Source organism: Streptomyces sp. 378, assembly GCF_030124145.1.
Lineage (GTDB): Bacteria > Actinomycetota > Actinomycetes > Streptomycetales > Streptomycetaceae > Streptomyces.
In genome coordinates this window covers 41,218-67,174 of the sequence record NZ_JASKMS010000029.1, presented here as the reverse complement: position 1 = coordinate 67,174, position 25,957 = coordinate 41,218, and the positions used below count along the sequence as shown (strand labels likewise).

Annotated in this window: 22 protein-coding genes and 2 pseudogenes; 14 read left to right on the top strand and 10 right to left on the bottom strand. The window is 70.9% G+C overall.

Features of this window, described 5'->3' with window-relative positions; genetic code table 11:
- Nucleotides 1-50: 50 nt before the first annotated feature.
- Nucleotides 51-1,280, bottom strand: coding sequence for an AfsR/SARP family transcriptional regulator (locus QNO09_RS30925; RefSeq protein ID WP_283973556.1), 1,230 nt, complete (start codon nucleotides 1,278-1,280; stop codon nucleotides 51-53).
- 300 nt (nucleotides 1,281-1,580) lie between these two features.
- Between QNO09_RS30925 and QNO09_RS30920 the strand changes: the two genes are divergently transcribed.
- The gene (locus QNO09_RS30920) at nucleotides 1,581-2,000 is read left to right on the top strand and encodes a hypothetical protein (RefSeq protein ID WP_283973555.1); all 420 of its coding nucleotides are present in this window, start codon (nucleotides 1,581-1,583) and stop codon (nucleotides 1,998-2,000) included.
- Here the strand turns inward: QNO09_RS30920 and QNO09_RS30915 are convergent.
- Nucleotides 1,966-2,454 carry a hypothetical protein gene (locus QNO09_RS30915; RefSeq protein WP_283973583.1) on the bottom strand — a complete coding sequence of 163 codons (489 nt, stop codon included), beginning with the start codon at nucleotides 2,452-2,454 and terminating at the stop codon, nucleotides 1,966-1,968. The two genes, QNO09_RS30920 and QNO09_RS30915, sit on opposite strands and share 35 nt — an antisense overlap.
- Before the next feature lie 362 nt (nucleotides 2,455-2,816).
- On the bottom strand, nucleotides 2,817-3,200 hold the full coding sequence (locus QNO09_RS30910; protein ID WP_283973554.1) for a DUF5997 family protein: 384 nt from the start codon (nucleotides 3,198-3,200) through the stop codon (nucleotides 2,817-2,819).
- Between the two features lie 58 nt (nucleotides 3,201-3,258).
- On the opposite strand from QNO09_RS30910, the gene QNO09_RS30905 reads away from it, so the two are divergent.
- Nucleotides 3,259-4,029 carry a LysR family transcriptional regulator substrate-binding protein gene (locus tag QNO09_RS30905; RefSeq protein ID WP_283973553.1) on the top strand — a complete coding sequence of 257 codons (771 nt, stop codon included), beginning with the start codon at nucleotides 3,259-3,261 and terminating at the stop codon, nucleotides 4,027-4,029.
- 303 nt (nucleotides 4,030-4,332) lie between these two features.
- On the opposite strand, the gene QNO09_RS30900 is transcribed toward QNO09_RS30905, so the two are convergent.
- The 4 genes and pseudogenes from QNO09_RS30900 to QNO09_RS30885 all read right to left on the bottom strand — a co-directional run bounded on the left by QNO09_RS30900 (nucleotide 4,333) and on the right by QNO09_RS30885 (nucleotide 8,927).
- The gene (locus tag QNO09_RS30900) at nucleotides 4,333-5,097 is read right to left on the bottom strand and encodes a DUF4142 domain-containing protein (RefSeq protein WP_283973552.1); all 765 of its coding nucleotides are present in this window, start codon (nucleotides 5,095-5,097) and stop codon (nucleotides 4,333-4,335) included.
- Between the two features lie 137 nt (nucleotides 5,098-5,234).
- Nucleotides 5,235-8,048, bottom strand: a complete 2,814-nt coding sequence (locus QNO09_RS30895; RefSeq protein WP_283973551.1) for a beta-L-arabinofuranosidase domain-containing protein — start codon at nucleotides 8,046-8,048, stop codon at nucleotides 5,235-5,237.
- A gap of 124 nt (nucleotides 8,049-8,172) precedes the next feature.
- Nucleotides 8,173-8,445: pseudogene (locus tag QNO09_RS30890) on the bottom strand (HAD-IA family hydrolase); the annotation flags it as partial.
- 5 nt (nucleotides 8,446-8,450) lie between these two features.
- Nucleotides 8,451-8,927, bottom strand: a complete 477-nt coding sequence (locus tag QNO09_RS30885; protein ID WP_283973550.1) for an Lrp/AsnC family transcriptional regulator — start codon at nucleotides 8,925-8,927, stop codon at nucleotides 8,451-8,453.
- A 198-nt stretch (nucleotides 8,928-9,125) separates the two neighbouring features.
- Here QNO09_RS30885 and QNO09_RS30880 point away from each other — a divergent pair.
- Both QNO09_RS30880 and QNO09_RS30875 read left to right on the top strand, forming a co-directional pair.
- Nucleotides 9,126-9,401: pseudogene (locus QNO09_RS30880) on the top strand (FUSC family protein); the annotation flags it as partial.
- A 184-nt stretch (nucleotides 9,402-9,585) separates the two neighbouring features.
- Entirely contained in the window at nucleotides 9,586-10,104 is a 519-nt protein-coding gene (locus tag QNO09_RS30875) for an ATP-binding cassette domain-containing protein (RefSeq protein ID WP_283973549.1), read from the top strand.
- A gap of 387 nt (nucleotides 10,105-10,491) precedes the next feature.
- On the opposite strand, the gene dgoD is transcribed toward QNO09_RS30875, so the two are convergent.
- From dgoD to QNO09_RS30860, 3 genes are all read right to left on the bottom strand, one after another.
- On the bottom strand, nucleotides 10,492-11,637 hold the full coding sequence (gene dgoD, locus QNO09_RS30870) for a galactonate dehydratase (RefSeq protein ID WP_283973548.1): 1,146 nt from the start codon (nucleotides 11,635-11,637) through the stop codon (nucleotides 10,492-10,494).
- 199 nt (nucleotides 11,638-11,836) lie between these two features.
- Nucleotides 11,837-12,607 (bottom strand): SDR family NAD(P)-dependent oxidoreductase, encoded by a 771-nt coding sequence (locus QNO09_RS30865; RefSeq protein ID WP_283973547.1) that lies wholly within the window; start codon nucleotides 12,605-12,607, stop codon nucleotides 11,837-11,839.
- Nucleotides 12,604-13,644, bottom strand: a complete 1,041-nt coding sequence (locus QNO09_RS30860; RefSeq protein WP_283973546.1) for a LacI family DNA-binding transcriptional regulator — start codon at nucleotides 13,642-13,644, stop codon at nucleotides 12,604-12,606. Before QNO09_RS30860 ends, QNO09_RS30865 begins: the two co-directional genes overlap by 4 nt.
- Nucleotides 13,645-14,149: 505 nt before the next feature.
- Here QNO09_RS30860 and QNO09_RS30855 point away from each other — a divergent pair.
- From QNO09_RS30855 to QNO09_RS30810, 10 genes are all read left to right on the top strand, one after another.
- Nucleotides 14,150-15,502 (top strand): extracellular solute-binding protein, encoded by a 1,353-nt coding sequence (locus QNO09_RS30855; RefSeq protein WP_349636996.1) that lies wholly within the window; start codon nucleotides 14,150-14,152, stop codon nucleotides 15,500-15,502.
- Nucleotides 15,499-16,530, top strand: coding sequence for a carbohydrate ABC transporter permease (locus tag QNO09_RS30850; RefSeq protein WP_283973544.1), 1,032 nt, complete (start codon nucleotides 15,499-15,501; stop codon nucleotides 16,528-16,530). The genes QNO09_RS30855 and QNO09_RS30850 overlap by 4 nt, the downstream gene beginning before the upstream one ends.
- Nucleotides 16,530-17,351, top strand: coding sequence for a carbohydrate ABC transporter permease (locus tag QNO09_RS30845; protein WP_283973543.1), 822 nt, complete (start codon nucleotides 16,530-16,532; stop codon nucleotides 17,349-17,351). The genes QNO09_RS30850 and QNO09_RS30845 overlap by 1 nt, the downstream gene beginning before the upstream one ends.
- Before the next feature lie 111 nt (nucleotides 17,352-17,462).
- Nucleotides 17,463-18,131 carry a bifunctional 4-hydroxy-2-oxoglutarate aldolase/2-dehydro-3-deoxy-phosphogluconate aldolase gene (locus QNO09_RS30840; protein ID WP_283973542.1) on the top strand — a complete coding sequence of 223 codons (669 nt, stop codon included), beginning with the start codon at nucleotides 17,463-17,465 and terminating at the stop codon, nucleotides 18,129-18,131.
- Nucleotides 18,128-19,093, top strand: coding sequence for a sugar kinase (locus QNO09_RS30835; protein ID WP_283973541.1), 966 nt, complete (start codon nucleotides 18,128-18,130; stop codon nucleotides 19,091-19,093). Before QNO09_RS30840 ends, QNO09_RS30835 begins: the two co-directional genes overlap by 4 nt.
- A gap of 45 nt (nucleotides 19,094-19,138) precedes the next feature.
- A complete protein-coding gene (locus tag QNO09_RS30830; RefSeq protein ID WP_283973540.1) occupies nucleotides 19,139-20,212 on the top strand; it encodes a lactonase family protein in 1,074 nt (357 codons plus the stop codon).
- 33 nt (nucleotides 20,213-20,245) lie between these two features.
- A complete protein-coding gene (gene arfA, locus QNO09_RS30825) occupies nucleotides 20,246-21,772 on the top strand; it encodes an arabinosylfuranosidase ArfA (protein WP_283973539.1) in 1,527 nt (508 codons plus the stop codon).
- Nucleotides 21,773-21,803: 31 nt separating this feature from the next.
- Nucleotides 21,804-22,757 (top strand): glycoside hydrolase family protein, encoded by a 954-nt coding sequence (locus QNO09_RS30820; protein ID WP_283973538.1) that lies wholly within the window; start codon nucleotides 21,804-21,806, stop codon nucleotides 22,755-22,757.
- Nucleotides 22,758-22,967: 210 nt separating this feature from the next.
- On the top strand, nucleotides 22,968-23,534 hold the full coding sequence (locus QNO09_RS30815) for a hypothetical protein (protein ID WP_283973537.1): 567 nt from the start codon (nucleotides 22,968-22,970) through the stop codon (nucleotides 23,532-23,534).
- Complete coding sequence (locus QNO09_RS30810; protein WP_283973536.1) at nucleotides 23,531-25,912, top strand: carbohydrate binding domain-containing protein; 2,382 nt, start codon at nucleotides 23,531-23,533, stop codon at nucleotides 25,910-25,912. Before QNO09_RS30815 ends, QNO09_RS30810 begins: the two co-directional genes overlap by 4 nt.
- The last annotated feature ends 45 nt before the right edge of the window (nucleotides 25,913-25,957 follow it).

Here is a 25,957-nt window from a genome sequence, read left to right as displayed (position 1 = left end):
CACTGTGCTCCCGGGAGGTTGGCGCGAGGTTGGCGCGCGAGGACGGTCCGTCAGTCCCAGTCCCGCAGGGCCGTCGTCAGCCGGCCCGCCACGATCGCGCGGCGCGTGTCGTCCGGGTCGAGCAGACCCAGCGCGTGCTCGTGGATCTCCGTGTCGTAGGGGGCCCGTTCGCCGTACCGCAGGGCGTGCTCGGGGCGGGTGCTCGCCAGCACGGCCTCCCGTACCGCGACGTCGAGGCGGGTGCGCCACTCCTCGACGCCGGGCGCCTCGGAGCGGGGCAGGAGCGGGCCGCCGTAGCGGCGCAGGGCGGTGTCCGTGTCGCCCTGTTCCAGCGCGCGCAGGACGTCGGCGGCATCGCAGGACACGGGGGTGGTGAGGGCGTAGTGGCGGGCGGAGATCGCGCCACCCAGCGCCCGGCGCAGGTGGGAGATCTCCGCCTTGAAGGTGGACGAGGTGACCGGCCGGTCGCCGTACAGGGCGGCGCGCAGCCGCTCCGGGGTGAAGCCCTCGGGTTCGAGTGCGAGGAGGGTGAGGATCTCCAACTGGCGGGGGCGCAGCGGGAGGGGACGTCCCTCGCGCACGGCGTGTTCCGAGCCCAGGCACGTGAGCCGGAGCGGACCCGGACGGGACGCCTCCGTCGTCAGGCGGGCCTCGATCGTGGACACCAGCGTGCGGACGGTGGACATGGCCAGGGGATGCGAGCGGTCCCATGTGGTGGACAGGTCCAGTACGCCGAGGACACGACCGTCCCGGCCGTGCACGGGGGCGCAGTAGCAGACCCAGCCGTGCAGGGCCGACACCAGGTGCTCCGCGGAGAAGACGGAACTCGGGCGGCCGGTGCGCAGGGCGAGGGACAGCGCGTTCGTCCCCATGGCCTGCTCGTCCCAGCGGCCGCCCGGCGCGAAGTTGACCCGCTCGGCCAGGCGGCGCATGGTCGGACCGCCGCAGGTCCACAGGATGGTGCCGGACTCGTCGGTGACCGCGGTGACGAACCCGGCGTCCTCGCCGATGCTGTGCAATTCCCCGGCGAGTGCGGACACGGGCTCGTACAGCGGTGAGGCCGTCCAACGCTGGTGCACCCGGCCGTCGTCGGTGACCGGGGCGCTGTCCCGGCCCGGGTCCACACTGCCCAGCGAACGCGCCCAGGACTCGGTCACCTCGTGGCGCAGCGCCGCGGTGCCGCCCGGCCGCGCGCCCGGGACGGTCAGCCGCGGCACCCAGCGCGACCACTCGTGCTCCAGCACGGCCCTGCGCTGCCGGAGGTCGGGGCGCTGCGACATGGGCTCTCCCTGCCGTCGTACCGGTTTCTCGGCGTCAGGTCAGTGTTTACCGGATGCGCCTGCCCCGGTCGAGGATTCCGTCCGGCCCGGGAACGACGTTCCGCAGGGCGGGGCCAGGGCGACGGATGGCCTGGAAGTGACAGGTCGGCCTGGAATCGTCCCCCGCTCTGAAACGGGCGATCGCCTGACTGGATGTTTGTCCGGTAGCCGCACGCCGCCGTACGGGTGACGGGTTCACTCGACCCGACGGACGCGGCCCGGCCCGCGTACCACCGGTGTGCGACGCCGCGTTTGCCCGGCATGGACAGCACGGAGACGGTGCGGCGCCTTCCCGGGAACGACGCCGCACCCCGCTCGTACGCCGAACTCACCAGCGGATACGCGGGACATCCGCCGATCTACGCGGCACTGCTCGCCGAGTGGGAGGCCCGGGGGCACACCGTCCCGGAGCACCGCGACGGCCAGTGGGTCTCCTTCGCGGCGCCGACTGAGAGCGAGACCTGGACGGCCGTCACCTCGTGGACCGCCGGCCGGCACATGGGCCCTGTCGTCCCCGCCGCCCCGCACCCGGCCGCCGCTCCCCAGCCGGCTGCGGGCCGGCACCCGGGCGCGGCCGGCCCCTCCGGTACCCGCCCTGCCCCCGGCCGCCACTCGGAGGCGGCGGCATCCTCGTCCGGCGCCCGCCTCACCAGCCGTCCCTCACCACCGGCTCCGCGCTGACCGGCGCCAGTACCGCGAGGGTGCCGCTGGCCTCCCGCAGGGCCGCTTCGAGGGTGCCGGGCGTGTGCAGGGCGCCGGTTCCGTCCGGCGGGACGAGCCACTCCAGGCGCCCGGCGGGCCGGTACGGCGGCGGAACGGCGACCCAGGAACCCCGCCCGACGTGCCGTACCCCGAAGCCGATCCACTCGCTGACGGGATCCGGCGGCAGGAAGAACCCCACTCTTCGCGCGGCGCAGTCCACCAGGGTGGGCCCCGGAACCTTGAGCGGGTCGCGCCACAGGATGTCCAGTGCGAGAAGGCCGAGCCGGTCGGGAACGCTGAGCACGTCCCAGTACCGCCCGGCCTCCACGAGTACCGTCCCCGCGCCGTAGTCCCACTCCCGCTTGCACTCCTGGGGGTCCGTGGCGGCCGCGGCGAGCCACTCGACGGCTTGCTTCCACATGACGCTCTGCATGGCCACCCCAGGCACAGTCGGCGGCGCCGCGGTCCGGCGCGCGCGGGACACGAGCCGGTGACCCCACGGGTTCCGCGTGCCGCCCGGCCGTAGTCATGGTCGTAGATATTTCTACGCGTTGGAAGGGGTGGCGTGGTCTGGCGTTTGGGGCGGAATCCTCCCGGTCGAATCAGGGCATTCGAAGGTGTCGTCCCTTAAGGCCGCGGTCAATTTCGCGCAGGTCCGGCCACGGTACGGGCTCGGTCGTCCGAGAGTGGAGAAGCGGCGACGGCCCCCGCCGGATGATCCGGTGGAGGCCGTCCGAAAAGGAGGTCTGGAGAGGAGGAGGTCGAGGAGGAGGTTCGAAAGGGAGGGTGATCAGGTCAGGCCTGACGCTCGGCGTTCTTCTTCTTGATCCGGGCCCCTTCCTTGCGGACCTCCGCCTGGGTGGCACGCTCCCGCTCCAGCCACTCGGGGCCCTCCTGCTTCAGCGCCTCGATCTGCTCGGTGGTGAGGGGCTCGGTGACACCCGCGCGGGCGAGTCCCGCGATGGAGACACCGAGCTTCGCGGCGACCACCGGCCGGGGGTGCGGGCCGTTGAGCCGCAGGTCCTGCAGCCACTGCGGAGGGTTCGCCTGGAGCTCGTTCAGCTCGGCGCGCGAGACGACACCCTCCCGGAATGCGGCGGGTGTGGCCTCGAGGTACACACCCAGCTTCTTCGCCGCGGTCGCGGGCTTCATCGTCTGGGTGCTCTGGTGCGACGTCATGCCGTCCAGCGTATCGAGCGTGTGCACGACGGCTGACCACGCCCGGTAACCTGGCGAGGTGACAGGCTCGGATGCAACCCCCTCGTTCCGGCTCGCCTACGTCCCCGGGGTGATGCCCGACAAATGGGTGCGCGTCTGGAACGAGCGGCAGCCCGATGTCCCGCTGATCCTCACGCAGGTGCCCGCCGGAGCGGCCGCCGAGCGGCTGCTGGACGGGGACGCCGACGCGGGACTCGTCCGCACACCCGTGGACCGGACGGCCTTCGGCGCGATCCCCCTCTACACCGAGCAGACGGTCGTCCTGGTGCCCAAGGACCATCTGGTCACGGCCGTCGACGAGGTGGCGCCGGACGACCTGGCCGACGACATCGTGCTGCACCCCCTCGACGACGTCCTCGACTGGGAGAGCCTGCCCGGACGGCCCGCCCTGGAGCGGCCCGCCACCACGGCCGACGCGGTCGAGCTGGTCGCGGCGGGCATCGGTGTCCTCGTCGTCCCGCTGTCGCTCGCCCGCCTGCACCACCGCAAGGACCTCACCCACCGGCCCCTCAGGGACGCCCCCGAGTCGAGTGTGGCCCTCGCCTGGCCCGAGGACGCCAAGACGGACCAGGTCGAGGATTTCATCGGCATCGTCCGCGGCCGCACGGTCAACAGCACCCGGGGCCGTCAGCAGCCTTCGGCGCGGGGCGAGTCCACCGGTGCGGACCGGGGTGGCGCCCGGCGCAAGCCGGTGCCCGGCAAGTCGGCGGGCGGCGCGAAGCGCACCGGGAGGAGCGGGAGCGGCGCGCCCAAGGGCACGAGGCGCGGCAAGCCGCGCCGCCGTTCATAGGACCGGCGCCGACCGTCGCTGATGGTGCCGACGCGGGCCGTCGTTCGTCGGGCCGGGGCCAGTCGTCGTTCGCAGGATCGGCGCCGAGCGTCGTTGGTGGTGCCGACGCGGGCCAGTCGCCGTTCGCGGGTGCGGGACCGACCGTCGCTCGCAGGACCGGGCCGACCGTCGCTGGTGGTGCGGGGCGGGCCGCCGTTCGTCCGGCCCGGGCCAGTCGTCGTTCGGGGGCCTGGGCCGACCGTCGTTCGCGGGTGCGGGGCCGGTGGACGGATCGCTGCCCCGCACCCGCACACCCGTACCCGCTCAGCCGGCCGACGGAGACGGCGCCGGAGCTCCATAGGACGGATTGGGGGCGACCGTCTGGAAGTCCTTCAGCTCTTCGGGGACCGGCAGCACGCGGACCGGCGCGCCCGGCTGCGGCGGCGGCGGTGTCGTCTGCTCCTGGGGCAGCTTGGGCGGGGAGGTGATCTGGAAGCTGACCTGCTCCTGGTTGATCAGCCCGGTCTGCTCCAGGACCGTGATGTGGTCGAGAACGGTGTCGTTGGTCGTGTCGGCGAGCTCCCGCACGAGGCTGTTCCGGGTGGTCGCCCGGATCTTGGCGATCGTCGGGAAGATGCCCCCGTGCGCGACCCGCATGATGGTCACGGCCGTGGACTCGAACTCCTTGCCGGTGCTGCCTTCGGCCGTCGCCACGAACTGCTGCTGCTGCGGCGACGCCTCGTTCGGCAGGGTGATGCCCAGGTCCGTGGAGACCTTGCGGCAGCCCGCGTCGAGCCGGCCGTGACCCACGAGCAGGTGCTTGGCGACTTCCTGCATCTCCGGCGACGAGCTCCGCTGCTTGATCAGTTGCCCCAGCGGATACTCCCACAGGCCGGCCGCGCGCACGCGCACCACGAAGTCGCGGTCGGCCTCGGTCAGCGGACCCCACTGGGTATTGGCGATGATGCGGTCCTGGCCGGAAGCCGCATTCTCCACGCCCAGCATGCTCGGGTAGGCGAGCGCGGTGAGCGTAAGGATCAACGCACCGCCCACGAACGCGGTTCCTGCCGTGCTGCGCGAGATGCGCATCGTGCCTCCTGGGATATGAACGGCCCAACACCAAGAGGTACGGATGGCGACGGCGAAACAATCACCCCTGCCGCAAAAAACTTCTGTCGTGTGCGACGTCCGCCCCGGATGTCGCACACGACCGGCCGGGCCGGTGCTCAGGGCTTGTACGAAGCCGCCCTCGCTGTCGCCACCACCTTGTCCCCGTCCGCCCTGCCCAGCAGTCCGGCCGTCACCCACGCGCCCACCGTGGACCGTACCCGCGCCACCAGCGCCCCCTTGTCCCGGAAGGGCGCCCCGGCCCAGATCTCGTCCAGGAGCGTGGTCCCGTCGGCCTTCGCCGGGTTGGCGACGCCCGAGTCCCGGCCGCCGAACACGAGCTTCGGCTCGACGCGCCGGAAGTAGGCGTGCGTCGGATCCTCCGTCCCCTCGGAGAACGGCACCCACTCGGTCCCGTCCAGGGTGAAGTGCAGCGGTGTGCCCGGCACCGGGGTGAGGGACGGAGACAGATCACCGGACAGACCGGCGTCGCGGTACAACCCCACCTTCAGATACTCCGTGGACGGGTCGCGGGCGACGAGGTTGACCGGCCCGTGGAACAGGGTCTGCAGGGACGGGTCGTCCAGCGCCTTCTCCACCCGCGTCCGGAACGGCATGGCGATGCGGACGGTGTCACCGGCCCGCCAGGCCCGGGACACGTCGACATAGCTCCCCGGCTGCGGACTCCCGGACAGCGCACGCCCGTTGACGGTCACCCGGAACCCGGCGGTCGCCCAGGCAGGCACCCGCAGTCGCAGCGTGAAGGAGGCGCTTGCGCCCCCGAGGGTCAGCGTGCTGCCCTGCTCCTGGGGGAAACGGGTCGTCTGCGTGACCGTGACGCCCTTCTCCGCCCAGGTCAGCGTGGACGGGCTGTACAGGTTGACGTACAGCGCGCTGCCGTCGGCCTCGGTGAAGTACACGGAGTCCTGGTACTTCGTGGCGCTCTCCATGCCCGTGCCCTCGCAGCAGGTCGTGCCCTGCTTGGGCGTGTAGTCCCGGACGTGACCGGGCGTCAGGCCGATGAAGTACGTGACGAGCGGCTTCTCCGCGTCGGGCTTGTCCTGCTTCGAGCCGAGCACCTGGTTGTACAGGGCCCGCTCGTAGTAGTCCATGTACTTGGGGTCCTGCTCGTGGAAGAACAGGGTGCGGCTCAGCTTGAGCATGTTGTACGCGCAGCAGGTCTCGGCGGTGGCCCCGCCGATCGTGCCCGCGATCACGTCCCGGGCCTTCCAGAACTCGCCCGTGCTGGTGCCGCCGATGCCGTACATGCGGTGCGGGACGACCATGTCCCAGAAGTTCTTCGCCGAGGTGAGGTAGCGCTCCTCGCCCGTCTCGTCGTACAGCCGCACAGAGCCGGTGAAGATCGGGATGTGCTGGTTGGCGTGCAGCCCGTCCAGGATGTCGGTGTTCGCCGCGCACGCGTCGATCAGCCGGTCCAGGTCGAACAGCCGGGCCAGTGCCAGGTGTTCCGGCTTGCCGGTGAGGGCGTGCAGATCGCAGATCGCCTCGACGATGCCGCCGAACTCGCCGCTGGAGAAGATCCCCCACATCCGCTGGAGCGTGGCCTCCGGCAGCTTCGACAGCCGCGCGTGCATCCAGTCGCACATGCCGGACGCGAGGTCGAGCGCCCGGTCGTCGTCCGTGGCGGTGTACGCGTCGAGCAGACCCTGGAGGATCTTGTGCGCGGTGTAGTACGGCGCCCACACCTTGGTGTAGTCGGGGGTGGTCCTCGACTCCAGGTCGATGAACTGCGTCTCGGGATAGGCGGCGAGGAAACCGGGGTGGCTGGGCCCGCCCCAGGTGCGGCGCAAGGTGGCGGTCAGACCCCGGCCGGAGGCGTCCGCGAAGGTCCCGCCGGACGTCTCCTCGAAGGCGTACGACGCCAGGTCGCCCCGGCCCGCCGAGGTGTCGGCGGCCCGCCGGCTCTGCAACTCGCCGATCTCGGCGGCGGTCAGCGCCCGCGCATAGACGTCGAACTCCTCGAAGGCACCGGCGAAGACGGGGTCGGCCGAGTAGTTCGAGCGCCCCAGCCAGTTGTTCCTCAGCGTGCCGAGAGCCGCCGGAGTGAGGCTCATCGCGGTGTTGCGCGCCACAGCGGTGCCGTTGACGTAGAGGGTGCCGGTGCCGTCCGCGATCGTGACCGCCAGGTGGCTCCACTGGTTCAGGGGCAGCGCGGCCGTGCCGTTGAGGCCCTGCTCGGCACCGGCCCCCGACGTGGTGATGGCGAAGCGCGGCACCCCGGCCTGGTTGCGGGCGGCCAGGTACAGATAGCGGTTGGTGTCGTTGCCGAAGTCGAGGATCCGGGCCCAGTCGGCGTCGTGCGTGGGCCGGACCCGGACGGAGAGCGTGATCGCCGAGGCCCCGCCGAGCACGGCGGCGGGCAGGTCCACGTACTGGTAGGAGCCCCGGACCTGATCCGCGGCGGTCCCGAACTTCCCGGCGACGCTCAGCACCGCCGGATCCCGCCGAAGGGCGGCGCGCACCTCGGTCAGCGCCCCGACCATGGTGCCGATCCGGTCGGCGAACACCTGCTCCTTCGTCCCGCGGTACGCCTGCGCCAGCATGGTCAGGAAGTGGCCGGTGTAGTGACCGCGAAGGTTGCCGTTGGCCTCGCCGTCCAGACCCTCCCAGCCACCGGGCGCGACCGCTCCGCCGGTGGCCAGACCGGCGTTGGCGCGGAACACCTGGAGCAGCCGGTTCACGTCGTAGCCGCGGGCGTGATCCAGCATCAGCTTCCGCTTGTCGGCGAAGACGCCCTGCCCGAGGCTGACGTCCTCCAGCCCGAAGGGCCGTACGGTCCAGGCGGCCGGGGTGCCGGCGGCAGAGGCGGGAGCCGCCGCGGCCCGTCCCGTCGCCGCCTGGGGGAGCGCGCATCCGGCCGTGATGACCGTTGCCGCCTGGAGAAGGGATCGTCTGGAGAGGGGCCGTGCCATGGGTGCTCCTCCACGGGTCCACGATGCTCTGACTAGTGATGTCGAAATTTCGAACGCTGTGCGGATGATCGACCAGACCCTAGGGATGGGACGGGGGAGCGTCAACGGGTCGGGCGAGGTGACTTCAGGAGAGTGGGGCCCGGCTCACGAGCCAGTCGTACGCGGCCCGCGCCGGGACGTACGGGATCGCGATGCGCCGCATGCCCGCCGCGTGCGCGGCGGCGACGCCCGGAGCCACGTCCTCCGGTACGACGCGGTCGGAGGGGGACGCTCCCAGCCGGCGGGCCGCCTCCAGGAAGATGCCGGGAGTGGGCTTGGCGTGCGCGACCTCGTCGGCGGAGACGACGGTGGACAGATGCGCGTCCAGCCCGGTTCCGGCCGGCACCGCCGCGATGGCGAAGATCATCCGCGGGCCGACCGCCCGATCGACTCCACCAACGGCAGCATCCGGTGGGAGACGCGTTCGCGCAGGGCGACCTCGGTCCGGGTGCGCACCACCCCGGGCATGCTGATCAGCTTCTGGACGAGGTCCTCCAGGTGCGCGTTGTCCCGCGCCACCACCCGGGCCAGCAGATCCCCGCCACCGGTGATCGAGAAGGCCTCCACGATCTCCGGTACCGCCGCCAGCGCGTCACCCACCTCGTCGAGATGGCCCTGGGTGACCTCGATGTGCACGAACGCGAGCACCGGATGCCCGAGTGCGGCGGGGGAGAGGGTCGCTGCCGTGCCGGTGATCACGCCGTCGCGCTCCAGCCGGTCGAGCCGGGCCTGCAGGGTGCCCCGCGCCACGCCGAGGATCCGGGCGTACTCGCGCACGCTGGTGCCCGGCTGCTTCAGCAGCAACCGCAGGATGCGGGTGTCGAGCTCGTCCACGGGCATGGCGCGTCCTCCTCGTCCGTTGGCTCTGCCGCGGCCGTACCTCAGCCGCGCCGGCAGTACCAATGGACCAGTCTAGAAGCAGTCGGTTGAGCCAGTGGCCTCCGAGATACTCATATGGGGGAGTCGATGGCGCTGCGGACCCCGCGGCGCCTTTTTCATGCGTACTCATGCCCGGCGTCGAGAAGGGGGCGGTAAGCGGTGCTGAAGAGGGTGTTCATGGCTCCGGATCCGGGGCGGACGCGGTTGCGGTTCGGCGCGCGTGCCGTGCTCGGCGTCGCGCTCGCGGTCACCGTGTGCGGCCTCGCCGGGCATTCCCTCGCGGGTGCCGTCACCGGCGGTCTCGCCGCTCTGCTCGCCCTGTTCACCGTCACCGACGCAACGGTCCGCGGCCAGGCGGTCACGACCGCCCTGCTGCCCGCCGTCGGCCTTCCGGTGCTCACCGCCGCGGCCGAGTTGCACGACCATCCGGTGGCCCTGCCCATTCCGCGAGCTGCCAGGTCCCGGTGATCAGCGCCCCCCCGATTGACCGTTCGACACCACCGCACCACCGCCGTGGACAGCCTCGATCTGGACCTGGGCACGGCGTCCACGCCCTGCTCGGCCCCAACGGAGCAGGAAGAGTTCCCTGTTACGCGTACTGTCCACGGCGGCAGCAGTGGTGGAGGGGGAACTGAAGCTGCTGGGACGCGATCCCCGGCGTCCCGCCGAACGCCTGGAGATCCGCCGCCGCCTCGGCTACCTACCGCAGACGTTCTTCCGGGGCTTCACGGTACGGGAGTGCGTCAGCTACGCCGCCTGGCTCAAGGACATGCCGAACCGTGGCGCTCTCGACGTGGTGGAACGTGTCGTCGACCAAGTCGGCCTGACCCCACGGATGGACGCCGAGTACCGCACCCTCTCCGGCGGAATGCGACGCCGGGTCGGGATCGCCCAAGCCCTGGTGAACAACCCTCAGCTGCTTCCGCTCGGCGAGCCCACCACCGGCCTCGATCCGGCCGAGCGGGACCGCTTCCACGCCTTGCTCCGGCAGTTGAGCGCCACCACGACCGTGGTCCTGGCCACCCACCTCATGGAGGACGTGCACGCCTGCTGCGACAGCGCGCTCGTCCTCTGTACATCCCGCATGGTCTTCCTCGGATCCTCGCGGGATCTGGAAGAGGCGGGCGGCTACGCCTAAGTCGTCGCCGGCAGCGACCGTGCAGGCAATGCCCATTGACGCAGCCAGCCGTCCACCGAACACCAGGCCGGCTGGGCAGCTGACCCAGCGTTGCTGCCCCGCCGATCCGACCTGAACCAGTGCGCAGGTGACGCTGCTCGGCGGAGGAAGGTCAGGCTGCGCGAGGCAGCCGTGGGGCGGCGGGCTTACCTGCGCGCCGAGGTGGATGCCGACCGATCCCGTCGGCCTCCAAGCCGCTGCGAGCCAGGCCGGGGCAACCTCGGTTTCGTGGCTGTTGTGGTGGCCGATGCGGGCGTCGCCGTTGGGGCCATGCGCCAGCCGCCCGGCGGACGCCGCCCATCCGTTGGGTGCTGGAGGGACGGCGCCGGGGCCGGACCCTGCCACCGGCTACCAGGAGGCCAGTGAACCGTCCGTGTTGCGCCAGACCGGGTTGCGCCAGCGGTGGCCTCGTTCGGCGGCGGCACGGACGGCGTCCTCGTCGATGGTGATGCCGAGGCCGGGGGCCGTGGGGCGGTCGATGTAGCCGTCGCGGAACGTGAAGGGCGTGGTGTCGGCGAGGTAGTCCAGCAGTCCGCTGCTGTCGCCGTAGCCGATGCCCAGCGCCTGTTCCTGGATGAGGAAGTTGGGGATCGCGAAGTCGAGTTGCAGGCTGGCCGCGAGGGCGATCGGGCCGAGCGGGCAGTGCGGTGCCACCAGGACGTCGTACGCCTCGGCCATCGCGGCGATCCGGCGGGTCTCGGAGATTCCGCCGGCGTGGCTGATGTCGGGCTGGGCCACGGCGATGCCGTCGGAGAGCACCGAGCGGAAGTCCCAGCGGGAGTACAGCCGTTCGCCGGTGGCGATGGGGATGGAGGTGGAGCGCACCACGTCCCCGAGGTCCTGGGAGAACTCCGGCAGTACGGGTTCTTCGACGAAGAGTGGCAGGAGCGGCTCCAGGAAGGGCAGGACGCGGCGGGACATCGCCCCGCTGAACCGGCCGTGGAAGTCCAGGGCCAGGTCGCGCTCCGGCCCGATGGCCTCGCGGACCGCGCTCACCCCGTCCACGATGGCGTTGATCGCGGCGGGTGTGCCGAGCGGCTCCAGTTGGCCGCAGGGGTTCAGCTTGACGGCCGTCATGCCCTTGGCGACCTGCTCGGCGGCCGACTCGGCCAGTTCCTCGGGGGTTTCGCCGCCGACCCAGCCGTAGACGCGTACCCGGTCGCGCACGTGGCCGCCGAGGAGCTGGTGGACCGGGACGTCATGGGTCTTGCCCGCGATGTCCCACAGGGCCTGGTCGATTCCGGCGAGGGCGCTGCTCAGGACGACGCCGCCGCGATAGAAGCCGCTCTTGGCGAGCACCTGCCAGTGCTCCTCGATCCTGGCCGGGTCCTGGCCGACCAGGTAGTCGAACATCTCCTCGACACAGCGGGCGACGGTGTGGGCCTTGCCCTCGACTATCGGCTCGCCCCAGCCGGAGATGCCCTCGTCGGTGTCGACGCGCAGGAAGAGCCAGCGCGGCTCGACGAGGAAGAGCTCGTATCCAGTGATCTTCATGGGGTGGACCTCCGGGTCCTGCGCGGTGTACGGCCTGGCGTCGGGCCGGGGCTTGGTGGCGGTGAGTCGGTCGTGGCCGGAGCGGGCTCGGGGAGCTGCCCGCCCGGTGGAGGAGAGAGGGCGTTGGTGTGCGGAGGGGCCGCTGTCCGGGTGCGCGGTCGGCGCTGCGATCGCCCGGGGCGGGGCAAGGCGCGGCGGCCTATTCCTGGGAGCTGATGCTGCGGCCACCGTCCACGAGGAGGTTCTGGCCGGTGATGAAGGAGGCGTCCTCGGAGGCGAGGAAGGCCACGGCGGCGGCGATGTCCTCCGGGGCGCCGAGTCTGCCGATCGGGGTGCGCGCGACGGTCTGCGCCTTGTACTCGGGGGGTGTCTCGGCCCACAGGGCGGTGACCACGGCTCCGGGCAGGATGGCGTTGAACCTGATCTGTCCTGCGTACTCGACGGCCAGCTGGCGTACGAGGGCGTCGATCCCGCCCTTGGCGGCCGCGTACGCGGGGAAGCCCTTGAAGCCGATCGCCGCGTGCACCGAGGAGGTGATCACCACCGCGCCGCCGGCCGTCCTGAGGAGGGGCACCGCGGCCCGGACGCCGTAGAAGACGGAGTCGAGGCCGAGCCGCAGCTGGTCGTGCCAGGCGGTGTCGTCGAGTTCGTGGGCCGCTCCGGGCAGGTTGCGGCCGGCGTTGAGGTGGAGCACGTCGAGGCGTCCGGTCCAGGACTCGGCCTCGGCGACGGCCGCGGCCCACTGACCCGGCGAGGTGACGTCGAGGAGCCGGTCCTGTGCCCGCCCTCCCCCCGCGCGGATCTCCTCGGCCACGCCATGGGCGGCCTTGGCGTCCACGTCGGTGACGAGGACGGACGCTCCCTCCGCCGCCAGCCGGCGGGCGGTGGCCGCCCCGATGCCGGAGCCGGCCGCGGTGAGCAGGGCCGTCCGGCCGGTGAAACGTGCCGGTGCCGCGGCGGCGAGGGTCATGGCGTTCCTCCCGGGTCTGCCGGTCTGGCCGTGGAGCCGCGCAGCACCAGCTGCGGCTCGGTCGGTACGAGGACGTCTCCCACCGTCCTGCCCTCGATGGTGGCCACCAGGGCGTCCACGGCGGCTGTCCCCAGCTCGTACAGGGGCATCGCGACGGTGGTCAGCGGAGGATGGAGGTGCGCGGCCACGGGCAGGTCGTCGTTGCCGACCACGGAGACGTCCTCCGGGATGCGGAGGCCGAGGTCCCTGATCGCGGCCATGGCGCCTATCGCCTGGGCGAGCGAGCTGGTGTACAGGGCGGTGACCGGCGGATGCCCGCCCCCGCTCAGCAGTTCCCGCGCGGCCGAGCCGCCCCCGTCCTCGGTGAAGTCGCCGGACGCGACCGGAGCCGCGTCCAGTCCCAGTGTGCCGGCGTGGCGCAGGAACGCCTCCTTGCGGACCTCGCTGGGGGTGATCCCGGAGGGACCCGCGATATGGCCGACCGTGCGGTGCCCGAGGCCGTGCAGGTGGTCGAGCGCGGTCACGCTGGAGCGGGCGACGTCCATGGTGACGTTGCGTCCGGAGCCCTCGACCGAGCGGTTGAGGAAGACGTGGGGGACCGCGCTGCGGTTCAGGGCGTCCAGGAGAGGGTGACCGGGGCGGGCCGAGGCGATGAGCAGTCCGTCGACCCTGCCCTCCTGCACCAGGTCGTTGAAGGACTCGTCGGCTTCCTGCCCGTCGAAGTCCTCGGCCAGCAGGGAGAGATAGCCCAGCTCGCGGGCCCGCTGGTAGGCGCCGCGGGCGATGGTGACGTACGTGGGGTTGCCGAGGGCGGGGACCAGCAGGGCCAGTGCGTGGGTGCTGGCACCGGCCAGGGCCCGTGCCCCGGAGTGCGGCCGGTAGCCGAGCGCCTCGGCGGCCTCGTGGACACGTCGGCGGGTCTCCGGCCGCACGGACAGGTCCTGCCGGCCGTTGAGCACCTTGGACACGGTGGCCTTGGAGACGCCGGCCGCGTGTGCCACGTCCACGAGCCTGGCCCTGACGGGTTGTTCCGGCACGTGTTCCCCCTCTCCGATGAGTGTTGTCCTGGACCGCTGCCACGGGCCGAGGGTGACTCATTACAACCTCTTGACACCTTCTGGCGACGCAACCTAACGTTCGCGAAAGTTTCAGTCAACCGGTTTCCTCAGACGGAAATAAGCGACAAGTCTGAGCAGAGCCCTAGAGACCGGAACATACCGACTGCATCCTGATGTCGGCCACAGCTGATGTGGAGTCAGCTGTGGCCGAGGAGCCGCCCCGGGGTTCACCGCGGACGCGACCACCGTCGCACTCCGCGGCCCCATGACACCGGTGCGCGCACCCGTCGACGAAAGACGGATGCGCCCGGTCAAGGGCATCTCGCACCACCGCCGAGCGCGCCGGTGTCCCACCGGCCGCCGTGCTCTCCGTTCTCTTCCCGGCGGCAGCCCCTCATGCCGCCACGCACCCGTCGTACGTTCCGCAGCCGTCGTACGTCCCGCACCCGCGTACGTCCCGCACGAAAGGCCCATCAGCATGCCCATGTCGACGACGACCTCTCTCGACAGACGGCGCTTCCTCGCCGTCTCCGCCGGTGCCGCGCTCGGCGCCTCCGCACTGTCCGCCTGCGCCGCGACGGTCGACGACGGTTCGAGCAGCGGTGGCGGAGGAAGCTCCAAGACGACGCTCACCGTGATGTCGCAGGACAACGAGCTGGACAAGAAGACCATCCAGGCCGCCGAGCAGGCCCTGGGGATCAAGATCCGGCTCATCAGCTCCGACGACACCAAGCTGAACGCCATGCTGGCGGCCAAGAACCCGCCGGACCTCGTGCGCGGCCTGGGCGCCGTGGAGACTCCCTACTTCGCCGCCCGCGGGCTGATGGAGAACCTGGACCCGTACTTCGCCAAGAGTTCGGTCCTCAAGCCCTCCGACCTCGACCCGGTCAACGACGTGTGGCGCTACGACGGCCACCGGCAGGGCGCGGGCCCCCGCTACGGCATGGCGAAGGACTACTCGCAGGACCAGATGTTCTGGTACCGCACCGACCTGTTCGACGCCGCGAAGCTGGACCACCCGAGCGCCACCGAGCCGCTGTCCTACGACGAGTGGCTGGACCTCGGCAAGCAACTGGTCAAGCGCCGGCTCGGCAAGGTCAAGGTGTACGGGCTCAACGCGACCGGACTCGGCAACTTCTCCCAGCTCATGGGCATGACCGCGTCGGCCGGCGGCAGTGTGTTCGCCGAGGATCTGGCCACGGTCGACTTCTCCTCCCCCGAGGCGCTCAAGGCGCTGAGGTGGCTCCTGGAGTACACCAAGGCCGACATCGGCCCCAACGTCGTCAACCCCAACCCGGACGGCTGGGACTGGCCCACCTACCAGGCCAACCGGATGGCCATCGCCTGCGACGGCTACTGGTTCGGCGGAGCGATAGGCGGCGACCCCAAGGCCGCCAAGGTGTCCAGGTTCGCTCCCGCACCGCAGCTCGGAAGCTCCCGCATCAGCCCCTGCTTCAGCGCCACCGGCTACTGGATCCCCACGGGCGCCAAGAACAAGGACGCGGCCTGGAAGTTCTTCGAGTGGTACTTCGGCGGACAGCCCGCCAAGGACCGGGCGAGCAGCGGCTGGGGCATCCCGACGCTGAAGTCCCTGCGCCCGCAGATGCCCCAGGGCACCGCCTTCCAGAAGCAGGCGTTCGAAGTGCAGCAGCAGGAGCTCGACTACTTCAAGGTGCTCACGTTCACCCCGTACGTCCAGCTGGCCGCCCTGGACGCGACGCTCAACCAGGTGCTGCCCCAGATGGTCAAGTCGGGCGCCTCGGCCGGCAAGGTGGCGGACAAGCTGAACTCGCAGATGAACGACCAGATCGCCAAGGGCAAGCAGGTGCTGGGATGAGCGGTACCGGTCAGCTCACCGCGCCGGCCAACGCCCCGGCCCCCCGGGCGGCCACCGCCCGGGGGGCCGGGGGGCCGGGCGGCCGGTTCGGCTCGCTGCGGCAACGCAGAACCCTGTCCTTCTACCTCTTCACCGGCCCCTGGATGCTGGGCTTCCTGGCCCTGACCGCGTTCCCGCTCGGATACGCGCTGTGGCTGAGCTTCACCAACTCCGACGGCCTCTCGCCGAACCCCCGCTTCGTCGGCCTGGCCAACTACCGCGAGGTCCTCACCGACCAGGCCACCCTCGACTCCCTGGCCCGTACCGGGCTGTTCACCGCGCTGACGGTGCCGCTGACGATCGCGGCCGGACTCGTCCTCGCCGTCATGGTGAACCAGCCGCTGCGCGGCCGCGGCATCTTCCGCACGCTGCTCTACCTGCCCGCCGTGATGCCGCCCGTCGGCGCGGGCCTCACCTTCAAGCTCATCTTCGACCGCGACTCCGGCTCGGCCAACGGCATCCTGGACCTCCTCGGCGTCAACGGGGTGTCCTGGCTGACGGATCCCTACGCCCGCTGGGTGCTGATCGTGCTCACGATGTGGGGCGCGGGCAACATCATGATCATCTCGCTGGCGGGACTGCAGGACATCCCCAAGGAGGTCCTCGAAGCGGCGAAGGTGGACGGGGCGCGCCCCTGGCAGTCCTTCACCCGGATCACCCTGCCGCTGCTCTCCCCTGTGCTGTTCTTCCAGGTGGTCACCGGGATCATCGCGGCGCTGCAGAGCTTCGCGCCCCTGTTCATCTCGCTCGACGCCAGCCCTCAGGGGATGGCGTCCGTACCGCAGGGCAACTTCCTGTTCATGATCCACGTTCTCACCGAGTACTTCGCCGCCGGCCGTTACGGCTACGCCTCGGCCCTGCTGTGGGTGCTCTTCGCGATCATCATGCTGCTCACCGCCCTCGTCTTCCGGCTGAGCAGGGGCGTGGTCTTCTACTCCGTGGAGCCTGAGAGCGCCGTGAAGCGGCCCCGGACGCTGGGAGGCAAGTGATGGTGTTTCCCCGGCGCACCGCGCTCTACATGCTCCTGGTGGGGCTCGCCGTCCTCTTCCTCAGCCCCTTCGGCTGGCTTCTGATCACCGCTCTCAAGGACCCCTCGGAGCTGCGTGTCCTGCCCATCCACTGGTGGCCGCACCAGCCGAGCCTGGGCAACTTCGAGCAGGCCCTGTCCTTCTGGCCGTACCTCGGCTACGCCCGCAACTCCCTGATGGTCTCCACGCTCTACGCGGTGCTGGCCACACTCGCCTCCGCCTGGGCCGGATACGGTTTCGCCCGGCTGGAGGCACCGGGCAAGCGCGTGATCTTCGGCGTGCTGCTGTCGACGATGATGCTGCCGCAGATCATCACCCTCGTCCCGACCTACCTGCTGTTCGGCAAGATCGGCCTGCTCAACACCTACATGCCGTGGGTGCTGTGGGGGCTGTGCGGAGCGCCCTATCTGATCTTCCTGTTCCGGCAGTTCTTCGCGAACATGCCCAAGGAGCTGGAGGAGGCGGCGATCGTCGACGGCTGCGGGCAGATCCGTATCTTCTGGCGGATCTTCCTGCCCCAGTCCTGGCCGGTCATCGCCACCAGCCTGATCCTGTCCTTCAGCTGGACGTGGGGCGACTGGATCGCGCCGGCTCTGCTGCTGGACGACGACCGCACCACCCTCGCCGTCCGGCTCGCGAAGGGCTACGTCAACCAGCACGGCGAGCCGCTGAGCAACCTCGTCGCGGCGGGCACCGTGATGTACGTCGTCCCCGTGCTCGCGCTCTTCCTGATCATGCAGCGGGGATTCGTCTCCGGGATCGCCACGTCCGGACTGAAGTGACCGACACCCGGGCAGAACCGGGCGGAAACGATCATCCAACGGACCTACTCGCAAAGGAACTTCCATGACCGACACCCAGGGCAGCGGAACGTCCTTCAGGGCGGTGGAGTGATGGAACGTCCGCCCGTCACCCCGCAGCTCGGCCGGAGCCGGGTCATGGCCATCCTGCGGTCGTCCGACGCCTCCGGGCTGCCCGCCGTGGCCCGGGCCCTCGCGGACGCCGGCATCACCTGCCTGGAGGTCACCCTCACCACCGCCGGAGCCCTCGACGCGCTGGCCCGCATCCGGGCGGACCTCGGCCCCGACGTCGCGGTCGGCGCCGGCACCGTGGTCACCGGCGATCAGGCCAGGGAGGCCCTGGCGGCGGGAGCGGAGTTCCTGGTCGCCCCCGTCGTGGACACCACCGTCATCCGGAACGCGGCGGACCGTGGCATCCCCTGCTACCCGGGCGCCTGGACACCGACCGAGGTGTCCCAGGCGTGGCGGGCGGGTGCCGCCGCCGTCAAGCTGTTCCCCGCGAACACAGGCGGCCCCGGCCATCTGCGCCAACTGCGAGCACCCCTGCCCGAGATACCGCTCGTCGCCGTCGGCGGCGTCGGCATCGACGAGGCACGGCACTACCTGGACGCGGGTGCCTGCGCCGTCGGCATCGGCTCCCCGCTGCTGCGGGGGGCGGACCGCAACCCGGCTCCCCCCGAACTGGACGCCCTCACCACGAGGGCGCGCACCCTGCTGGACGCGGTCGGCGCCACCGCACGAGCCGGGGAGGCGACGGCATGAGCAGCCCCCCGCCGCCCCGCGAGCCCTACCTCGTGACCGTCGGCGACGTACTCGCCGTCATGGCCGCCCGGAACCCCGGCCCGTTCGCGCTCGGCACGACCCTGCGCCTGGGGATCGCCGGCGCCGAGTCCAACGTCGCCGTCGGGGTCAGCCGGCTCGGCGGATCCGCCACCTGGATGGGCCGCGTCGGCGACGACGAACTCGGCGACCTCGTCCTGCGGGAGCTACGGGCCGAAGGGGTCACCACCGTCGCCGTGCGCGACCCCGCCCCCACCTCCCTGCTGCTGAAGGAACGTCGCACCGCCACCCACAGCCGTACGCGCTACTACCGCACCCACACGGCCGGGGCCCGGCTGACCGCCGACGACATCCCCGAGCACGTCGTCGCAGGAGCGGCGGTCCTGCACATCACGGGCATCACCCCGGCGCTCGGTGAGGGCCCCGCTGCGGCCGTGACCCGAGCCGTGGACATCGCCGCCGACGCCGGAGTCACCATCTCCCTGGACATCAACTTCCGTTCACTGCTGTGGAGCGAGAGCGAGGCCCGCCCGGTCCTGCTGCCCCTGCTGCGCCGAAGCGACCTGGTCTTCGCCGGACCGCACGAGGCCGCCGTCGTGGTGCCCGGAGCCGACGGACCGGAGGAACTCGCCCAGGGCATCTGCGACCTCGGACCCGCCGGGGCCGTGATCAAGCTCGGTGCCGACGGGGCGTACGCCCTCCTCGACGGGAGGCCCCACCGGCAGCCCGCCGTGCCGGTCCGCGTTCACGACTCGGTGGGGGCGGGGGACGCCTTCGCCGCCGGGTACCTCGCCGAACTGCTCGCGGGGGAGCCCGCGGAGCGGCGGCTGCGGACGGCTGCCCTGCTCGGAGCCTTCGCGGTGAGTACCGCCGGCGACTGGGAGGGCCTGCCCCGGCGCTCCGAACTGGGACTGCTGGACCACCACGACGACATCGTCCGCTGACACCTCTTCCCCTTCCAACCGCCCGACCGACTTCCAGGACCACCCATGCGCACCAGCCCCTCCACCGGCGCGATCTCCATCCTCACCGGCTCCTACACGCCGGACGCCGGCGGCCAGGGCCCCGGCATCGCCGCCCTGCTGCTCGATCCCACCACCGGCCCCCCGACGTACGACGAGGAGGTGAAGCCACTGCCCGTCACCGGCGCCTCCTTCCTGGCCGCACACCCGTCGCTGGATGTCGTCTACAGCACGAACGAGACGGAGGCGGGGACCGTCAGCGCCGTCGCACGCCATGACCACGGCACTCTCTCCCCGCTGGGCGACCCGGTCAGCAGCGGCGGGACGAACCCGTGTCACCTCACCGTCCACCCGGGCGGCGAGTGGCTGCTGACCGCCAACTACGGCAGCGACACGGCGCCCGGAACCGTGGCGGTGCACCGGCTCGACGGCGACGGACGTCTGCGGGAACCGACCGACCTCGTCGTCCACCCGGGGTCGGGACCGGTCACCGGACGACAGGAGGGAAGCCACGCTCACCAGGTCCTCGTCGACCCGGCAGGCCGATTCGTGCTGGCCACCGACCTCGGGTCCGACGCCGTGTTCACCTACCGGCTCGACACCCGCACCGGGAGCCTGGAACGGGTCGCGGTGAACCGGCTGCGTGCCGGATCCGGCCCCCGCCACCTCGCCTTCGCACCCGGCGGTGACCTGGTGTTCAGCGCCGACGAGCTGTCGTCGACCGTCACCTGCCACCGCTACGACGCCGCCACGGGCACCCTGACGGCCCTCTCCCGCGTACCCGCGACGGTAGCCCGGGACGTCGTCAACCAGCCCGGCGGAATCGTCGCGTCGTCCTGCGGGAGCTTCGTCTGGGTGACCAACCGCGGGGCGGACACGGTCGCCGCCTTCCGCCTTGACGGCACCACCCTCGAACCCGTCGGCGAGGTACCCGCGGGAGGCAGCTGGCCCCGCGGCCTGACCCTCGTGGCCGGCCATCTCCTCGTCGCCAATCAGCACAGCGGCACCCTCGCCGTCCTGCGCGTCCGGGACGACGGAACCCTCGACCAACCGCACCCGCCGCTCTCCGCCCCCTCGGTCGTCTGCGCACTGGCGCTCTGACCTCCCTCACCCCGCTTTGCGCGAAAGGCAGTCATGTCCCACCCCGGCACCACCCCCGCACGGTTCACCCTCGACCCGGCCTTCGCCGTCGGCAGCGTCAACCCCCGGCTGTACGGTTCGTTCGTCGAGCACATGGGCCGCTGCGTCTACACCGGCATCTACGAGCCCGGCCACCCCGTCGCCGACGCGGACGGCCTGCGCCAGGACGTCCTGGAGCTGGTCCGGGAGCTGGGCGTGACCACGGTCCGCTACCCGGGCGGCAACTTCGTCTCCGGCTACCGCTGGGAGGACAGCGTGGGCCCGCGCGAGGAGCGCCCGGCCCGGCTGGACCTGGCCTGGAAGTCCACCGAGACCAACGAGTTCGGCCTCGGCGAGTTCATGGGCTTCTGCGCCAAGACCGGCATGGAGCCGATGATGGCCGTCAACCTCGGCACCCGCGGCGTCGAGGACGCCGTACGGCTGCTGGAGTACTGCAACCACCCCGGCGGCACCGAGCTGTCCGACCGTCGCGCCGCCCACGGGGACAAGGAGCCGTACGGCATCCGCATGTGGTGCCTGGGCAACGAGATGGACGGCCCCTGGCAGACCGGGCACAAGACCCCGCAGGAGTACGGCCGCCTCGCCGCCGAGACCGCCCGCGCCATGCGGCAGGTCGACCCCGGCCTGGAACTGGTCGCCTGCGGCAGCTCCAGCTCCTCCATGCCGACCTTCGCCTCCTGGGAGTCGACCGTCCTGCAAGCGGCGTACGACCTCGTCGACCACGTCTCCCTGCACGCCTACTACGAGGAGATCGACGGCGACCGCGACTCCTTCCTGGCTTCCGCCGTGGACATGGAGCACTTCATCGAGTCGGTCGTCGCCACCTGCGACCACGTCCGCGCCCGCCTCAAGGCCGAGAAGCGCGTCAACCTCTCCTTCGACGAGTGGAACGTCTGGTACCAGAAGCGGCCCAACCCGCACCACGTGGAGGACTGGCAGCAGGCGCCGCGCCTGCTGGAGGACGTCTACACCGTCACCGACGCCGTGGTCTTCGGCTCGCTGCTCATCGCCCTGCTGCGGCACGCCGACCGGGTCACCGCCGCCTCCCTCGCGCAGCTCGTCAACGTCATCGCGCCGATCATGACCGAGCCGGGCGGCCCGGCCTGGCGGCAGACCACCTTCTACCCCTTCGCCCAGGCGTCGGCGTACGGACGGGGCCGGGTCCTCCGGGTGGAGGTGGACAGCCCGACGTACCCCACCGCCAGGTTCGGGGAGGTGCCGCTGCTGCACGCCACCGCCGTGATGGACGACGAGACCGGCGACGTCACCGTCTTCGCCGTCAACCGCGGGCAGACGAACACCCTGCCGCTGAGGATCGACCTACGCGGTGCCGGCGCCCACACCCTGACGGAGCACCTGGTCCTGGCCGACAGCGACCCGGAGGCCGCCAACACCGCCGACCGGCCCGACCGCGTCACCCCGCACACCGCCGCCGGCACCACCCTCACCGACGGCGTCCTCCGCGCCGAACTCGAACCGCTCTCCTGGAACACGATCCGCCTGACACACCGGCGGAACTGACGTGACCGCCCACGGCCCCTGGGAAGCACCGATGACAGTCATCGCCCACCCACTGTTCCGGGACCCCGTTCACGACGGCGCGGCCGACCCCACTGTCATCTGGAACCGGAACGCCCGCGAGTGGTGGATGTTCTACACGAACCGCCGCGCCGACGCCCCGCCGGTCAACGACGCGAGCTGGGTGCACGGGACCGACATCGGAATCGCCTCCTCCGTGGACGGCGGAGCCACCTGGCTGTACCGGGGAACAGCCGAAGGACTGGACATCGAGCCCGGCCGGCACACCTACTGGGCCCCCGAGATCGTCGACGACGGAACCGACTACCACATGTTCGTCAGCGTCGTCCGCGGTGTTCCGTCGCGGTGGGAGGGTCACGCCCGCGTGATCCGCCACTACACGAGCCGCGACCTCTTCGCGTGGAGCTACCGCTCCACCCTGTCCCTCTCCTCCGACAGAGTGATCGACGCCTGCGTCCTGCGACTCCCCACGGGCGGCTACCGCATGTGGTACAAGGACGAGGCCGACCACCAGCACACCTACGCGGCGGACAGCGACGACCTGGCGCGGTGGACCGTCCGGGGGCCTGCCGTCGAGTGCTCGGAACACGAAGGCCCGAACGTCTTCGAGCTGGGCGGCAGTTACTGGATGCTCGTCGACGAATGGCACGGCCTGCGGGTTCTTCGCTCCCAGGACCTGGAGACATGGGAGCCGCACGGACTCGTTCTCGATCGCCCGGGGCAGGGCACGGACGACGCGACCTTTGGACTCCACGCCGATGTCGTCACCAGCGAACTCGGCGCCTTCGTCTTCTACTTCACGCACCCCGGACGATCCGGCGAGGGCGCTGTGCAGCACAGCGGCTACCACGACCGCCGAACCTCGATCCAGGTCGCCCGGCTGCGGGTGAGCGGAGGCACCCTCGTGTGCGACCGCGACGAACCCCTTGAAGCCCCCGTCCTGCCTCTGGGAGGACCGGCCCGGTGACGTCAGAGAAGTAACCGAAGATCTCCCCGGCCCGCACGTCCTCGGGCCCGGAGACCGCCTCCGGCCAAGATCACGCAGGGCCCGGACCACCGTTCCCGAGGGAACACGACGACCTCCGCCACCACCGGATCGATGTGGTGCCCACCGCTCCTCCGGTGACGCGGGAGTCACTTCACCCACCATTCCCGTGTGGACAAGAGCGGAGCAAGGATGCTTCCACCAAGCCATACCACCGTCCGCAGGAGACGGGCTCATCTCATCAGGACGATCCCGTTCGCCGCCGCGCTGCTCCTCGTCACCGCATGCCGTGCCGAAGTGCCGGCCGGCTCCGACGTGACCCTGCTCGACGGGGGGCGAACTCCCGTCTCGGGCCCAGCCGTCATTTCCGCCCTTCCCATCGACGACCAGGGCGGCGTCGACGCGGCGGCGGCGCGCAGCCAGATTCCGTCGCTCAAGAGCGTGGCGCTGCAGTATCCCGATGTGCGGGTCCTCATCACCGACTCCGACGGCCGTACGACCGACGCCGCACTGCGGAACTTCGCGGTGAACTGGTCCCTCTCGCCTGAACTCCTGGTCGCCGCGGACTCCGCCTCCGCCGGCACACGGTTGTCCATGGACGGACAGCTCCACACCTTCCTGCTCGGCGCCGACGGACACGTGGCCGCCGATTGGCCGAACCAGGCCGCCCCCACGCAGGCCATCGCCGCCGCGCTCCGCAAGGTCACGGCGAGCCCCTCCACCCATCCCGACAGTGCCGTACGGGGAGAGACGCCATGAGACATGCCACAGAGATAAGACGGTTCATCGCAGGCGCGGTCGCCACCCTGCTGCTCGCCTGCGCCGCGGTGGCGCTGACGCCGGCCGTACCGGCACACGCGGCGGGCTCGGCCTACTACGTGGACTGCTCGGCGGCGGCCAACGGCACCGGCACCTCCGGCTCGCCGTGGAACTCGCTGGCGGGCCCGAACGCGAAGACCTTCGCCCCAGGGGACCAACTGCTGCTGAAGCGAGGGACGACCTGCTCGGGCACCCTGCATCCGCTGGGCTCGGGCAGCGGGGCAGGCGGGTCGATCTCCATCGACGCCTACGGCACAGGCGCCCTGCCGGTCATCGCCGCGGGCGGTGCCACCGATGCCGTCTACCTGTACAACCAGGAGTACTGGGAGATCTCCAACCTGGAGGTGACGAACACCGGCGCCGTGAAGGGCGCGAACGCGCGACGCGGTGTCTACGTGGTGCTCGAGAACTACGGGACCGGGCACCACTACAAGGTCAGCAACCTCAACGTCCACGACGTGAACGGGAACCAGTCGAAGGAAGTCGACGGCAGTGCCGGCATCCTCTTCGCCGTTCTCGGGACCACGACGCCCAGCGCCTTCGACGACGTCGTCATCGACGGCAACACCGTGGCCAATATCGCCCGCAGCGGTATCAACATGTCGAGCACCTGGCTGTGCCGGCCGTCCATCGGCTGCAACAACCCGGCCTGGACCCCCTGGACCGGCGTCGTCGTCAGGAACAACACCGTCCATGACACCGACGGCGACGGCATCGTCGTGCAGATGTCCAAGGGCGCCCTCATCGAGCACAACGTGGTCTACAACGCCGCGAAGGCGAACTCGGCGAACGCCGGCATCTGGGCCTGGGACTCCGACGGGACCGTGATCCAGTACAACGAGGCGTACGGCACCAAGAAGACCTCCGGGAACCCCGACGGCCAGGGCTTCGACGTCGACTACGGGCAGGACGGCACCGTCGTCCAGTACAACTACAGCCACGACAACGAGGGAGGATTCCTGCTCTTCTGCGGCTGCGGCGGAGGCTCACGCCTCAGCAGCAACGCGGTGGTCCGCTACAACGTCAGCGAGGACGACCGTCTTCGCGTCGTCAACATGCTCGGATCCCAGGACTCCAAGTTCTACAACAACACCATCTACATCCCGTCGGGGTCCACCGCGAACGTCTTCGAGGTCTCGGGCGCCTGGAACGACCTCACCCTCGCCAACAACCTCATCTACAACCTGGGCAGCGGCGACTACGTCTACACCACCGGCCAGCCGGCCTCGAACTTCTCCTGGCGGAACAACCTCTTCTACGGCAACCACCCGGCCGGCGAGCCGACCGGCAACGGAAACATCACCGCGAATCCACTGCTGGCCTCGCCGGGCAGCGGCGGCTCGGGCATCGGCTCCGTCGCGGGCTACCAGCTGACGGCATCATCTCCGGCCATCGGCGCGGGCGTCGTCATCCCCGACAACGGCGGCAAGGACTACTGGGGATCGCCCGTTCCCTCGGTCTGCGCACCCGACATCGGCGCCGACCAGTACAGCACGCCCTCCGACGCGACCTGCCTCGCGAACGATAACCTCGGCTTCGAGAAGGGGTCGCTCACGGCCTGGAGCGCGTGGAACTCCGCATCAGTGGTGAACTCGGGCGCCCACAGCGGGACCTACGCGGCCCGGGTCGGACCGTCGCCCGCCTCCGTCGAGCAGTTCGTCCCCGTCGCGCCCCGGACGACCTACCGCGTCTCGGGCTGGGTGAAGTCCGCTGTCGCCGGCGAGATCATGAACGTCGGCGTCAAGAACACCGGCGGGCTGGAGACGGTGGCGAGCGCCAGCGGCACCGGCTGGACCTTCGTCTCCGCCGACTTCACCACCGGGGCGGCGAACAGCACCGTCCGGCTGTACTGCTACAAGAGCTCGGGCAGCGGAAACGGCTACTGCGACGATCTCGCCGTCACTCCCGTCAAGAACCACGCGATCAACGGCAACTTCGAGTCCGGCCACACCGTTCCCTGGCGCAATGGTGACTTCTCGCTCACGGGCACGTCGTCCAACGGCAACGCAGCCGGACTGACGAACTCGTCCCTGAGCGGCGCCGCCCTGTGGCAACTGGTCTACACCCTCAAGCCGAACACCACCTACCGGCTGAGCGGCGCGATCAGGAGCCAGACCGCCGGCACCACGCCGGCACTGGAGGCCAAGCTCTACAACGGCACCGCCGTCACGAGCGCCTCGACCACGTCGAGCACCTACTCGAAGCAGTCGACGACCTTCACGACAGGGGCAGGTGTGACCACCGCTCGGATCTACTGCCACCTCGTCTCCGGAACCGGCGACGGCTACTGCGACGAGGTCACCCTGACCGAGCAGTGAACGACATCGACGCACACGACGCTTCGGTAGTCGTGTGAGACCTGG

What these genes read in the sequence shown, in the direction of transcription:
- QNO09_RS30925 (WP_283973556.1), bottom strand. Translation starts at nt 1,280, where the DNA reads ATGTCGCAGCGCCCCGACCTCCGGCAGCGCAGGGCCGTGCTGGAGCAC.
- QNO09_RS30920 (WP_283973555.1), top strand. Translation starts at nt 1,581, where the DNA reads ATGGACAGCACGGAGACGGTGCGGCGCCTTCCCGGGAACGACGCCGCA.
- QNO09_RS30915 (WP_283973583.1), bottom strand. Translation starts at nt 2,454, where the DNA reads ATGCAGAGCGTCATGTGGAAGCAAGCCGTCGAGTGGCTCGCCGCGGCC.
- QNO09_RS30910 (WP_283973554.1), bottom strand. Translation starts at nt 3,200, where the DNA reads ATGACGTCGCACCAGAGCACCCAGACGATGAAGCCCGCGACCGCGGCG.
- QNO09_RS30900 (WP_283973552.1), bottom strand. Translation starts at nt 5,097, where the DNA reads ATGCGCATCTCGCGCAGCACGGCAGGAACCGCGTTCGTGGGCGGTGCG.
- QNO09_RS30895 (WP_283973551.1), bottom strand. Translation starts at nt 8,048, where the DNA reads ATGGCACGGCCCCTCTCCAGACGATCCCTTCTCCAGGCGGCAACGGTC.
- QNO09_RS30885 (WP_283973550.1), bottom strand. Translation starts at nt 8,927, where the DNA reads ATGCCCGTGGACGAGCTCGACACCCGCATCCTGCGGTTGCTGCTGAAG.
- dgoD (WP_283973548.1), bottom strand. Translation starts at nt 11,637, where the DNA reads ATGAAGATCACTGGATACGAGCTCTTCCTCGTCGAGCCGCGCTGGCTC.
- QNO09_RS30865 (WP_283973547.1), bottom strand. Translation starts at nt 12,607, where the DNA reads ATGACCCTCGCCGCCGCGGCACCGGCACGTTTCACCGGCCGGACGGCC.
- QNO09_RS30855 (WP_349636996.1), top strand. Translation starts at nt 14,150, where the DNA reads ATGTCGACGACGACCTCTCTCGACAGACGGCGCTTCCTCGCCGTCTCC.
- QNO09_RS30850 (WP_283973544.1), top strand. Translation starts at nt 15,499, where the DNA reads ATGAGCGGTACCGGTCAGCTCACCGCGCCGGCCAACGCCCCGGCCCCC.
- QNO09_RS30845 (WP_283973543.1), top strand. Translation starts at nt 16,530, where the DNA reads ATGGTGTTTCCCCGGCGCACCGCGCTCTACATGCTCCTGGTGGGGCTC.
- QNO09_RS30840 (WP_283973542.1), top strand. Translation starts at nt 17,463, where the DNA reads ATGGAACGTCCGCCCGTCACCCCGCAGCTCGGCCGGAGCCGGGTCATG.
- QNO09_RS30835 (WP_283973541.1), top strand. Translation starts at nt 18,128, where the DNA reads ATGAGCAGCCCCCCGCCGCCCCGCGAGCCCTACCTCGTGACCGTCGGC.
- QNO09_RS30830 (WP_283973540.1), top strand. Translation starts at nt 19,139, where the DNA reads ATGCGCACCAGCCCCTCCACCGGCGCGATCTCCATCCTCACCGGCTCC.
- arfA (WP_283973539.1), top strand. Translation starts at nt 20,246, where the DNA reads ATGTCCCACCCCGGCACCACCCCCGCACGGTTCACCCTCGACCCGGCC.
- QNO09_RS30820 (WP_283973538.1), top strand. Translation starts at nt 21,804, where the DNA reads ATGACAGTCATCGCCCACCCACTGTTCCGGGACCCCGTTCACGACGGC.
- QNO09_RS30815 (WP_283973537.1), top strand. Translation starts at nt 22,968, where the DNA reads ATGCTTCCACCAAGCCATACCACCGTCCGCAGGAGACGGGCTCATCTC.
- QNO09_RS30810 (WP_283973536.1), top strand. Translation starts at nt 23,531, where the DNA reads ATGAGACATGCCACAGAGATAAGACGGTTCATCGCAGGCGCGGTCGCC.